Below are 12,567 nucleotides of genomic sequence, written 5' to 3' on the forward strand. Positions count from 1 at the left end.
TTATGTCACTTAGCCATCCAAAAGTATTTATAGAGGTAACTAATGGTTATGTTGAAGGTATTGATACTCATAAAAGAGCTCAAGGTTTAAAGCATTTCTTCTTGAAAAAAGGAGTCTCTCTTTCTCCAAATGTACCTATATTAAACAATATTAATTTTTCTTGTTATGAGGGAGAAAAAATAGCTTTTATAGGGAGTAACGGTTCGGGAAAAAGTTCTCTTCTAAAGCTAATCGCTGGAATATATCCGTTAAAATCCGGTACAGTCAAAGTTCATGGAGATATTGCAGCAATTATAGATATGGGAGTTGGTTTTGAGCCTGAGCAAACTGGTCGTGAAAATATAAAAATGTTAATGCTATATAATAATATACTGGATAAATATAGCAAAGAAATTGAAAAAGAAATTATAAATTTTTCAGAACTTGGTAGTAAAATTGATTTACCGATAAAAATTTATAGCTCCGGTATGTTATCACGTCTTGCTTTTTCTGTATCGATATTTCAAAATCCGCAGATTCTATTACTTGATGAAGTTTTTGCGGCAGGCGATAGTTATTTTATAGAAAAATCTCTTAGTTTAATGAAGAATAAATTTAAAAATACTCCTATTTCAATAATAGTAAGCCATCAAGAAGAAATTATAAAAGATAACTGCGATAGATGTATTTTATTAAAAGACGGCAATATTATAGGTGATGGTACACCATCGGAAATGTTTAAAATCTATAACCAACAACAAGGAAATTCATAAATGATAAAGTATTTTTTTTCTAAAAAATACTGGCGGGCAATAGCATTACTAGTTAAAGCTTCTATAATTAGACAAAATAAAGATTCTTTTTTAGGTTCTTTATGGAGTTTAATTCAGCCTTTTATTCACATAATGGTAATTTCATATTTTTTCGGTTTTTTATTAAGACAGCCGAGAGAATTTATGGTAATGAACTTAGTCGGCGGTATTCCTTTGTGGAGTTTTATAGTAAGCAGCTTAACGATTTGTTCAAGTTCTTTAGTTATACGTGATCAAATAATAAAAAAAGTTAGAATTTCTAAGACTTTTTTTCCCGTTGCGGATAGTTTAGGGCAATTATATACTTTAATTTGCTCATTTTCAGCAATGTATTTTGCTTTTATTTTGTTATTTCCAGAAAAATTTTCTTGGCAAATAATATTTATGCCGATATTAATTTTGCCCTTAATAATATGTGTGATTAGCGGTTCTATCGCAGTAGCATTTTTAACGCCGTATATTCGAGATATTCCGCAAATGTTGAGTGTTATTCTTGGAGTTATTTATTGGAGTATACCAATAGTTTATCCATATTCGCTAATTCCGGAGTCTAAAAAGATATATTTTGAATTTAATCCGTTCTTTTTAGTTATAAGACCCGTACAAGCGTTGGTGATTGATGGAACATTACCGGATATGATGCTAATAGTTAAGTCTATTATAGTTGCATTTATTACTGTTTGTATCAGTTATTTAATTTATAGACAATTTTCTAAAAGAGTTATTTATTATTTATGAAACTTGGTTTTAATCTAGATTTTAATGAATTAGATTTAGCCGGACTTAAAAAATTAGATCAAATATTTTTAGATTATCTCTTTAAAGCCGATAGATCTTTGCATAAAGATTTAATGTTATTTAGATCGACTCCTCTCTCCATTATTCCAAAAGATTATTCCGAGTTTTTGCTAAAAATTTCCCCTCATTTAGACGATTTTTTAGCAGAGTTATTTTGTATTTCAAAAGAAATAACGATATCAAGGTTAAAACATAAAGATTTTGATATTATTTATGAATGTAAAAGAAAATTTGTTCAACGTGTTGCCGTAAAAAAATATCCACCGGAAAAAATAAAAGATATTGATTTTGAAGATGTGTATTTAAAACTAACTGATTTTATAGGTGTGAATTTTACTTCTAGAGAATTTGCCAAACAAATAATTATATGGCAACAGGCAGAAGAAAGTTTTGCAGAAGAATTAGACATAGCAGCTAGGTATGCTGCGTATAGGGTTTATTCGTGTGAGGGTATCAAGCTACAGGATGATATCCTATTCAACCTCCCACAAAAACTAGATAAAGAAAATCTAACAGACGATAAAAAAATATTAAAATCCCAAAAAAATGAGAGAGTAGATTTTGAATATACAGATTCTTTTTTAAATTTAGATGAAGCTTTGAACCATTCTCATTATTGTATTTATTGCCATAAGCAGGATAAGGATAGCTGTTCTAAGGGATTGCTGCAACCTCAGAATCATCATTGTGAGGAGCGAAGCGACGTGGCAATCTCAGGAGATTTAACGAGATTGCCACGCTCCTTACAGTCGTTCGCAATGACAGATTTAAAACAAGGCTGCCCGTTAAAACAAAAAATTTCTGAAATGAACTATGTTAAGGCACAAGGTTTTAACCTAGGTGCTCTTGCTATTATCGTTATTGATAATCCGATGGTTGCAGCAACAGGTCATAGGATTTGTAATGATTGCTCAAAAGCTTGTATTTACCAAAAACAAGATCCGGTAAATATCCCATTAATAGAATCAAATATTTTAGAAGAAACGCTTAAATTACCTTACGGCTTAGAGATATATTTACTGCTTACTCGTTGGAATCCGCTTAATATTTATGCACCGCTTCCGAAAGAACCTACTAATTATAATATTTTAGTTACCGGTCTTGGTCCTGCAGGTTTTAGTCTTAGCTATTATTTATTACGGTCAGGTCATAATGTTGTGGCTATTGACGGTTTAAAAATTACTCTAATGCCTTTTGATGTTCATAAGCCTATAAAATTTTGGCATGAATATAAAAATTTGTTATCGGAAAGAATGCCAAGAGGATTTGGAGGGGTAGCAGAATATGGGATTACCGTTCGGTGGGATAAAAATAATCTCGATATATTGCAGCTAATATTAGAGAGAAATAATAATTTCAAATATTATGATGGAGTAGCTTTAGATTTTAATATAACGAAAGAACAAGCTTTCGATTTGGGTTTTGACTATATAGCTTTTTGCATTGGAGCAGGCCAGCCGAAAGTTTTAGATATAGAAAATTTTGAAGCTAAGGGCGTAAAAACGGCTTCTGATTTCTTAATGACTTTGCAAAGCGGAGGGGCATTTTTGAAAAATTCTAATACTAATATGGTAATTAGGATGCCGATTGCGGTAATAGGCGGCGGTCTTACTTCCTTAGATGCAGCAACGGAAAGTTTATATTACTATAAAAAACAAGTAGAGGAATTTGCTGAAGATTATATGGCAAAAGATTTAACGGAGGAAGATAAAGAAATAGCTGAAGAATTTATTGCTCATGCAAAATTGTTTAAAGAAGCTAAAAATAATGAAGAATTAAGAAAGGTTTTTAATAAGCTTGGGGGTGCTACTGTCTACTATCGTGGAAGATTGCAAGATTCGCCGGCATATAAATTAAATCACGAGGAGCTAATATATGCATTAGCACTTGGTGTTGATTTTAAGGAAAATATGCAACCTTTAAGGATTAATGTTGATAAGTACGGTCATGTGGAATCTGTGGAGTTTGAGAATCGAAACCATCATTGCGAGCAGTCAAAGACTGCGTGGCAATCTCAGGAGTTTGGCTTAACAAAATTGCCGCGTCAATGCTACGCATTTCCTCGTAATGACATCAAAACCAAAACCGTGATTATGGCAATCGGTATAGAAAATAACACTCAATTTGATGAGGATAAATATAGTTATTTTGGTGATTGTAATCCTAAATATTCGGGTAGTGTAGTGAAGGCTCTTGCTAGTACCAAAGAAGGGTACGACGCTATTAACAAAAGGCTTATAAATAATAATCCTAGCTTTAAAGGTAGTTATAAAGATTTTTGTACGCAGCTTGATTATTTGCTGACTTCTAGGGTTAATAAAATAAATATTTTAGATGATAAAACTTTTGAGTTGATAATTCATTCGCCGCTTGCTGCTAAAAATTTTAAGTTCGGACAGTTTTTTCGCTTACAAAATTATTCTGAAGATGCTGCTAAGTTAATAGAGCCTGTAGCCTTAAGCCCTATCGATATTGATGTAGAAAAAGGCTTAATTAGCTTTATAGTTTTTGAAGTCGGTAAATCTACTAGCTTATGTAAAACATTATCTGAAAATGAGAAAGTAGTTTTAATGGGACCGACAGGTTCGCCGCTAGAAATACCTCAAAATAAAAAAATAGTTATTGTTGATTTTGAAGCCGGTAATATAGGCTTATTAAAAGTTCTAAAAGAAAATAATAATGAAGTTATATTTGTTACCTATCCTGATATAAAAATCCGTAAATTAGTTTCAGTGGATATAGTAATAATTAATGCTTCTCCTGAAATAATAGAAGAATTGCAAAGTCTAAAAAATGAAATATTCAGTGAAAATACAAAAATAATAGTTAGTGTTAATTCATCGATGCAATGTATGATGAAAGGAATTTGCGGACAATGTATTCAAAAAGTTAAAGGAGAGCAGAAATATATTTTTGCATGTAGCCAGCAAAATCAAAATGCAGAAATAGTTGATTTTAAGAGCTTGAAAACTCGTTTACGCCAAAACTCTTTGCAAGAAAAAAAATTAGTGGCTAATTCATCCATGATTTAATAGCTTCAATTAACTCTTCTAGTTGTTCAGGTGATAATTCACCAATTTTTTTTGAATTTTATCAACCATAATATGAGATTCTAAATTAAGATCATTTAACTCTGTAGGAGTCAATAACAGGCGAAAAGTTTGGGCATCTATTAAATCCGTTGTTAGAGGGCAAACTGTTATACTAGGATGATTTTTATATAAACTAGATTGAACAACAACAGCGGGGTGAGGTTTACCATAATCTCTAGATATTACACCAAGCAACAATATTTTTTTATTTCTATTATTTCCATTCATCTAACCAAATTTCTTCATTGTGTTTTAACCATAAGTCGGCATCAGGATTGTTTTCTTTACTAGCTAATAAGCATTGACGTTTAGCTTCTTTGGTTAGGTCTGAATTTTCTAGTTGTTTAAAATATATACTATAATATTTAATTGTAACACAAAATGTTACATATCGCTAGTTAAATAAATTTACTTCTCAAAACGACAAAATGCTCTACTACTATCTTGATTAAGAAAATCAATAATTTGTATTACTATAGAATTATTGTTATATTTCTCGGCAACTTGTTTTATACGCTCAGCAAAATTACTTTCACCTGAGAAGATTTCTTCAATAGCTTTTAAAGCACTTAAAGACTTTACTTTATCAAACCCTTTTCTATTCATACCGATTAGATTTAAGCCCTCAAGCACCGCACGTTTGCTACTTACAAGCCCAAATGGTATTACATCTGCTCCGACCGGCGATAGCCCACCGATCATCGAATATTCACCAATTCTAGCATATTGATGTATGGCAGACAGTCCGCCGATTATTGCATAATCACCTACCCCAATATGACCTGCTAGGCTTACATAATTAGCAAATACTACATTATTGCCGATTTTACAATCATGACCTATATGGACGCCGACCATAAATAAATTATTATTTCCTATCCTTGTCACCATTCCGCCGTCTTGGCTTCCTGCTTGTACCGTAACATATTCTCTAATAGTATTATTAGAGCCGATTATCGTGCTGGATCGCTCATTAGCATATTTTAAGATTTGTGGAGGTTGACCTATTGATGCAAAAGGATAGATTACGGTATTTTCGCCGATTTCGGTAATCCCTTCAATTACTACATGGGATTTTAGCTCGACATTATCATGAAGCACAACTTCAGGACCTATAATACAATACGGTCCGATTTTTATGTTTTTACCAAACTTTGCACCTTCTGCAATTACAGCTGTAGTATGGATATTAGAATTTGACACTATATGTCCCTATGTTTTATCTTTAATCATTGCGGTAAACTTACTTTCTGCAGCTATTTCACTTTCGACCGTAACCGTACTTGAAAATTTCCATACGTTAGCTCTTTGCTGATCAATAACAGCGTGGATATGCATAGTATCCCCCGGCTGAACAATTCTACGAAATTTTGCATTTTCGATAGCCATTAAAAACACTTCTTTATTCTTAGTAGAACCTAAAGATTTAGCAACTAATATAGCAGCTAATTGTGCCATAGCCTCAACTATTAGAACACCGGGCATAACAGGCCTTGTTGGAAAATGTCCTGTAAATTGCGGTTCGTTAGCAGTAACGTTTTTAATACCTGTTATTGATTTGTTAGGGTCGATTTTAAGTACTCTATCTACTAATAAAAATGGATAGCGATGAGGTATCCAATCCATGATTTCGGTAATATCTATGATCATTTATTTAGGTCTCTTCTTTAATGTAAAATTTCCGTCATTGTGAGAAAATTATGAAATAAAGTACTAAAATCAGCACTTTTTGCTAATTTTTTTGGATTGCCATATAGCCTATGGTTGCTCATAATGACGACTCAGGTATTCATGAAACAACACAGCTCTTTTTAATAGCAAGCTACTTTTTCAATTTGCTATTAGAGGTCTTTAGTAATTGTTTCATAATAATAGATTGTCTATGCCAATCCATGATAGGAATTGCAGGGCTGCCGCCGACAATTTTACCTGCTTCTATATTTTGTGCTACACCGCCTTGTGCCGCTACCTGTGCCCCGTCGCCTATATTTAGATGTCCGGCGATTCCTACTTGCCCTCCAAGAGCACAATATTTACCGATCGTGCTACTTCCTGCTATACCTGTCTGTGCTACGATAATAGAACCTTTACCTATTTTGACGCCATGTCCTATTTGTACTAAATTATCTATGCGGCATAAATCTTTTATAATTGTATCTTGAAGTGATCCTCTATCAATAGTAGTGTTTGCACCGATTTCAACATTATTGCCAATTTTAACTATCCCTGTATGAAATATTTTGTGATGTATGCCTTTTTCGGTAGAAAATCCAAACCCGTCTTGTCCAATTTTTGCACCTGCAAGTATTACGACGTCGTCGCCTATAATTGCATAATTTATTGAAACATGTTGTTCTATTCTAGCGTTTCTGCCGATATTTACGCCTCTACCTATAAAACTTCCAGCTTCTATAATACTATTATCACCTATAATAACATCGTCTTCAATAACTACATTGTGACCTATATAACAATTTTTTCCGATAGTCGCCGAATCTGCAACAATAGCGGATTTCATTATTTTAGCAGGGTGTGATTTAATAGGAGCATAAAAAAAATCTATTAATTTGCCATAAGCAAAATATGAGTTCTGGGCGTGTAATAAAACAGTATTTGGATTTGCTTCTCCCGTAAAATTTTTCGGCACTATACAAGCAGCAGCTTTGGTAGTTTTTAAAAATTCGGAGTATTTAGGATTGCTTAAAAAGCTAATATCATTTGGTGATGCTTCCTGCAGAATTTTAATATCATAAATAGCTATATCTTCATGAATCTTAGGAGGTTCTATAATATCGTGTAAAAAATCTATAATTGCCGTTAGTTTTCGTGGCCCTAGATTTTTATAAAAATTACTACTTACCATATAACTTTAAGCAAATTAATCATTAGCGATAGTATATAAGTGATAGTTTTATTATGCAACAAAATTTATAGGTGGCATAAAAGGTATTGCTAAGTAAAGAATGATATCGTCATTGCGAGCAGCCGTAGGCTGCGTGGCAGTCTCATGAAATAATAACAAACTCCTGAGATTGCTTCGTCAATTGCTATGCAATTTCCTCGCAATGACGGAAAAACTGATCCACGCAACAACGTCTACTTGATTGTAAGATTTAGGAAAAAAATAGATAAAAAGTCACAAATATTAATTTACGTTTTATTAAGAAGAATTAAGTAGAATATATTGTAGCTATTTTTTGTTACTGAATTATAAAGTTTTTTTGAAATAAAAGTAGCTGTTTTAGTACAAATATTATCAATTTTTAAATATTAATAATCTAATTTCTTTTAATAAAGCCTAAATTATTATTAACTAAATCAAGGTATTGAAAATGTTAGAAATAAACAACTTAGCCTTTGCAGGTGGTGGAGTAAAAGTCATCGCGTATGCAGGGGCCCTAAAGGCATTAAAAGACAAAGATTGTTTAAAAAAATATCCAGAAAGTAGTTGGAGCTTCCGGTGGTGCAATAGCTGCTTTCTCCATAACGCTAGGATATCAACCGGAAGAAATTGAGGATATACTTAAGAAAATTGAGGGTTAAATTCTGAGAAATATCTGGAAGAATTTTTAGGGCAATATTAAAAGACAAGGGATTTGACCCCGATATTACTTTTAAAGCTACATGACAGTCAAAAAACAAATATAGATTTATACGTAGTGTGTACTAATCTCAGTACTCAATTTCCGGAAATTCTATCTTATGAAAATGCTCCTGATGAGAAAGTCGTAAAATTCGTGTATACGCTTCGGGGGCTTTTCTTATATATTTTTAGCCCGTACAAAAACTGTTCAAGAAGTAGTTTCAATATGTGGATGGTGGAGTTACGAATAATTATCCGGTTGAGGCGTTTGATGATGAAACTGTAGCACGAAGTCTCCCTCAAACAGATAATAAAAATTATAAAACTCTTGTGTTTAAACCAATCAATAAAGAAATATTAGAAGCTTATCAGAATGGTACAGAATCTAAACCGTTTGTGGATAATACTACTGTTGTGGATCAACTATATACATTAGCTGAAGTTCTCACAAGCTCTGACTTGATAAGTTGTTTTCAGAATCATGATAGAACAGTTTTTATTGATGATCATAATATGTCAGCTTTAAGTTTTGATATCACAGCTGAACAAAAAGAAGCATTAATAAATTCAGATTATTCTGCAATTTGTGACTATGTGACGAGAATGGAGAATATAATGCTTGCAGGACTAGGAGTAAATGATTCTAATGATAGCCTTGTATTATAACAACGCGAGTGGATAACCCGCTATTCGCTTTAATCTTGTTTTACAGATAGCATAAAAGGTATTGCAAATAAAGATTGGTATCGTCATTACAAACGACTATAAGCTTTATTGCATGGCTCGGAAAACCTGCTCGATATCATTTCCGCGAAAGCGGGAATGACATAGAACGAGTCATGTGAGCAATACCAATTTTTGAAATCAATAATCATATTGACTTATTTAAAATTTTGCTTAGGATCACCTTGGAACAGCTAAGGTTGTTCTGGGGTATAGAAACCTCCATCAACAGGCGGTAAAATCACTGTTAAATTGATTTATTCCTCGATATTTTACGGTCGGGGAGGTAGTAGTCATGTTCAGGGCTTAGAGTATTAACTTTAAGCCTAAAAACTACTTAGCTGTTCTTGTTGACGGTGTTTCTAACTCCCTGATCACCAATCGGGCTTTAACTTAGCTTCTTGGTGATCAAACTTGAATCATTTAAGTTTAACTAAGAAGAACTAAGCCGTTATGAACACTAGAACAGTAGAAATAGCTATTAATTAATTAGAAATTTATTCAATTTATCATACCGAAAATTATACTTATAATTGATAAACAACTTTTAAAAGCATTGCTTGGTTTATTTCGTTTAATTATTCTTGGCGCTGTATTGTATCTAAACTTAGTTAAAATTTTTATCTATGATGAGAATGATATAGTTCCTTATTTACTTTCACTTTTTTATAGAATTTTGTAGCATATGCAATTTTAAAAAAATTATCTAAGCCATTGTTATTTAAAAAAGTTTTATTTAGAAATGAAGCTAAATTTTTTAATAAGTTTTGTTGTTTTTCTTGCAATAATTCCCTTACCTCAGCAAATGCTTTTGCAGCCGTATTCCCATTATTATCAGCACGAATAATCATCTCAGGTAACAGCAGCTTAGTAAACTCTAGAGAAACTGCTATCATGCCTTTTTTGGCTGCAAGCATTAACAATGTCCTTCTGAATTTATCAATAGCGTTAATATTTTCCTCAAATATTCTTGGAATAAGCTCTATACGAACATTATCTAAATCACGCCACGTAGCCTTTGTTAATGCAGGCTTACCACATATATTCTCGATCGTATTAATAGCCTCGACATCTTAGGAATAAGTTTTAAACAAGCTTCTTCTAAACTTGTATCAGCAGCTAAAATTAAGTCTGTATTACTACCATTCTCATCGGATTGATTAAATTAGTATTTTTTATTTTATCAATTAATTTTTCAACTTCTTTTTTATCTTCATCTTTTGCGTGTATATATGTGTTAATTTTTCTAGTAAAGATATTAGTTGATTATATAATAATTCTTCAGGTGTTGATTCTTTATGTATTCCAAAAGTTTTTTATACGTGTAAACGTAATTTATCCTTATTAACCTAAAGTTAATTAAAATTACAAAAATAAGTTTACAGATGAAATAGAAATTTAATTGAAGATATAAAACAACGGGGTTTAAAGTAAGGAGTGGTGGTGGCCACGGTTGGAATTGAACCAACGACACAAGGATTTTCAGTCCTTTGCTCTACCGACTGAGCTACGTGGCCGTATATACTCGATGAACTTGAAAAATTGGCTTCGTTGTCTTTGTAAGTCCTCAGATACTCATGTATTAGTGCTCTGCTCCTCGGCTTATAGACTCCTTGCTCTTTTCTAAGTTGATATTCGTCTATACTATTATTTTATTTATTAGGATGAAGAAATATAACTTAAGCTTATAATTTATAATAGATTAATCGGTTTTTGTCTATTCTTAATTAGTAATATTAGACAAAAATACTTAATTATGATATTATGAGTGTTTATTTTATAACGGTTTTTATGATCAAAATCGGCAATATTGAGCTTTCTTCAAATATTATACTAGCTCCAATGTCGGGTGTTACGGATTTAGAATTTAGAAGATTGGTGAAAAGATTTGGTGCAGGGCTTGTAGTTTCTGAAATGGTAGCAAGTAGAGCAATGATTGTGGAATCTAGGCAGTCACTAAAAAAAAGTGCCATTATGCGTGGTGATGATGCAACAAGTGCTTGCGTACAGTTAGCAGGTTGTGAGCCGAATGTGATAGCAGAAGCTGCTAAAATGAATGAGGGTATGGGGGTAAAAATTATCGATCTTAATTTTGGCTGTCCGGCGAAAAAAGTAGTAGGCGGTTATTCAGGCTCAGCTTTAATGAGGGATGAGCAGCTGGCAGCTAAAATTTTTGAAGCTACCGTTGAAGCGGTTAAGCTGCCGGTAACCGTTAAAATGCGTATGGGTTGGGATGATAATACGAAAAACGCTCCAACTTTAGCCAAAATTGCTGAAAGCTCAGGTGTTCAGATGGTTACCGTTCACGGTAGAACTAGATGTCAGTTTTATTCCGGTAATGCCGATTGGGATTTTATACGATCAGTTAAAGAATCGGTAAAGATTCCGGTTATTGCTAACGGTGATATTACTAATTTTGCTAAGGCAAAAGAAGCCCTACAAAAATCCGGTGCAGACGGTATTATGGTCGGTAGAGGAGCATATGGCAAACCTTGGCTTATTTCGCAAATTGATCATTATCTTAAAACAGGTGAAGAAAAATCTGCTCCCTCTATAGCAGAGCAGCTAGATATTGTAACCGAGCATTATGAGGCAATACTTGATTATTATGGTGAATCTGTGGGCATACCTATTGCACGTAAGCATATTGGCTGGTATAGTAGCGGTTTACCGAATTCAGCAGAGTTTAGAGGTACTGTTAATTTAATGAACAATCCTCTAGCTGTAAAAGAGAAAATTGCGGAATTTTATACGAGCGTTATGGAGACGAATAAATTAAAAGAATTTTAAGTTTTATTTTTGTAATATTGTTTTTTAGTTTAAGCTATGCAAGTGAAAAAGCAGTAATTATAACTGATTATAAACCGGTGTTTTTGTCTTTAATTGCTGAAAATAAAAAAATAAGAATTGCTGTTCGTTCTTATTTAAATAATGAAAAATCATATTTCATTTTAGTAGATCCGAATTCTTTTAAAACTGAAATAGCTCTACAATAGCTGGTAATTTTACCTCTTCCAAAAGCTTTGAAGAAGATTTTTTTAAAAAGCTCGTAGAATTATCGATCAAACTAAATAAACCTATTATATGTGTTTCAGGATTATGGATTAATAAGTATACAGAAGAATTCTTGTGGTTATTAAAACAACAAGAAAACAGTTATTTACAAATAACATGGGTTAGTCATTCATTTAGTCATCCTTATTTTAAAGATAAACCTCTTGAAGATAATTTCCTTCTTTCCAATAAAGATGATTTTGAAAATGAAGTATTAGAAGCATATTAGAAACAGGGAAAATATTAGTAAGTTATAATATTGCTCTGTCACCTTTCTTTCGTTTTTCTGGATTAGTTTCTGATCAAACATTAATAGAAGAACTAAAAGATTTGGGATTTATTCTGCTTGGGAGTAATGCATGGCTTGCTAAAGGTGAAAAAGTTCAAAATGGTTCTTTTATATTGGTACACGGTAAAATAGTAACGAAAAAGCCGGAATAGATTTAATTATGCAGATGTTACCGGAATTAAAATTACTTCCTATTGAAAAGGTGTTTTTATTACATGACAATTGATTAGTTAGATA

General features: G+C 32.5%; 10 protein-coding genes, 1 tRNA gene and 1 pseudogene. 6 read left to right on the top strand and 6 right to left on the bottom strand.

Going from position 1 to position 12,567, the window contains the following annotated elements; translation table 11 throughout:
* The first annotated feature begins 2 nt into the window (after positions 1-2).
* From QUD19_RS02210 to QUD19_RS02220, 3 genes are read left to right on the top strand one after another with little or no spacing between them, the layout of a single operon-like run.
* Positions 3-752, top strand: coding sequence for an ABC transporter ATP-binding protein (locus QUD19_RS02210; protein ID WP_498808438.1), 750 nt, complete (start codon positions 3-5; stop codon positions 750-752).
* Entirely contained in the window at positions 753-1,529 is a 777-nt protein-coding gene (locus QUD19_RS02215; RefSeq protein WP_062811077.1) for an ABC transporter permease, read from the top strand. It begins immediately after the preceding gene.
* Positions 1,526-4,621: an FAD-dependent oxidoreductase gene (locus QUD19_RS02220; protein ID WP_498808440.1), complete on the top strand. Its 3,096-nt coding sequence runs from the start codon at positions 1,526-1,528 to the stop codon at positions 4,619-4,621. Before QUD19_RS02215 ends, QUD19_RS02220 begins: the two co-directional genes overlap by 4 nt.
* 18 nt (positions 4,622-4,639) lie before the next feature.
* Here QUD19_RS02220 and QUD19_RS02225 read toward each other — a convergent pair whose 3' ends face one another.
* The 4 genes from QUD19_RS02225 to lpxD all read right to left on the bottom strand — a co-directional run bounded on the left by QUD19_RS02225 (position 4,640) and on the right by lpxD (position 7,544).
* Positions 4,640-4,909: a type II toxin-antitoxin system PemK/MazF family toxin gene (locus tag QUD19_RS02225; protein WP_498808441.1), complete on the bottom strand. Its 270-nt coding sequence runs from the start codon at positions 4,907-4,909 to the stop codon at positions 4,640-4,642.
* Positions 4,910-5,089: 180 nt separating this feature from the next.
* Complete coding sequence (gene lpxA, locus QUD19_RS02230) at positions 5,090-5,884, bottom strand: acyl-ACP--UDP-N-acetylglucosamine O-acyltransferase (RefSeq protein ID WP_498808443.1); 795 nt, start codon at positions 5,882-5,884, stop codon at positions 5,090-5,092.
* 9 nt (positions 5,885-5,893) lie between these two features.
* Positions 5,894-6,331: a 3-hydroxyacyl-ACP dehydratase FabZ gene (gene fabZ, locus QUD19_RS02235; RefSeq protein WP_498808444.1), complete on the bottom strand. Its 438-nt coding sequence runs from the start codon at positions 6,329-6,331 to the stop codon at positions 5,894-5,896.
* Positions 6,332-6,503: 172 nt separating this feature from the next.
* Entirely contained in the window at positions 6,504-7,544 is a 1,041-nt protein-coding gene (gene lpxD, locus QUD19_RS02240; RefSeq protein ID WP_498808445.1) for a UDP-3-O-(3-hydroxymyristoyl)glucosamine N-acyltransferase, read from the bottom strand.
* A gap of 948 nt (positions 7,545-8,492) precedes the next feature.
* Here lpxD and QUD19_RS02245 point away from each other — a divergent pair.
* Positions 8,493-8,930: an alpha/beta hydrolase gene (locus tag QUD19_RS02245; protein WP_498808447.1), complete on the top strand. Its 438-nt coding sequence runs from the start codon at positions 8,493-8,495 to the stop codon at positions 8,928-8,930.
* Positions 8,931-9,607: 677 nt separating this feature from the next.
* On the opposite strand, the gene QUD19_RS02250 is transcribed toward QUD19_RS02245, so the two are convergent.
* Positions 9,608-9,904, bottom strand: a complete 297-nt coding sequence (locus tag QUD19_RS02250; RefSeq protein WP_498808448.1) for a hypothetical protein — start codon at positions 9,902-9,904, stop codon at positions 9,608-9,610.
* Between the two features lie 524 nt (positions 9,905-10,428).
* Positions 10,429-10,504: transfer RNA gene (locus QUD19_RS02255), tRNA-Phe, on the bottom strand.
* 274 nt (positions 10,505-10,778) lie between these two features.
* On the opposite strand from QUD19_RS02255, the gene dusB reads away from it, so the two are divergent.
* Positions 10,779-11,777 (top strand): tRNA dihydrouridine synthase DusB, encoded by a 999-nt coding sequence (dusB, locus tag QUD19_RS02260; protein WP_498808449.1) that lies wholly within the window; start codon positions 10,779-10,781, stop codon positions 11,775-11,777.
* A pseudogene (locus QUD19_RS02265) lies at positions 11,762-12,556 on the top strand (polysaccharide deacetylase family protein). Before dusB ends, QUD19_RS02265 begins: the two are co-directional and overlap by 16 nt.
* The last annotated feature ends 11 nt before the right edge of the window (positions 12,557-12,567 follow it).

This window comes from Candidatus Rickettsia kotlanii, from assembly GCA_030295365.1.
GTDB lineage: Bacteria > Pseudomonadota > Alphaproteobacteria > Rickettsiales > Rickettsiaceae > Rickettsia > Rickettsia kotlanii.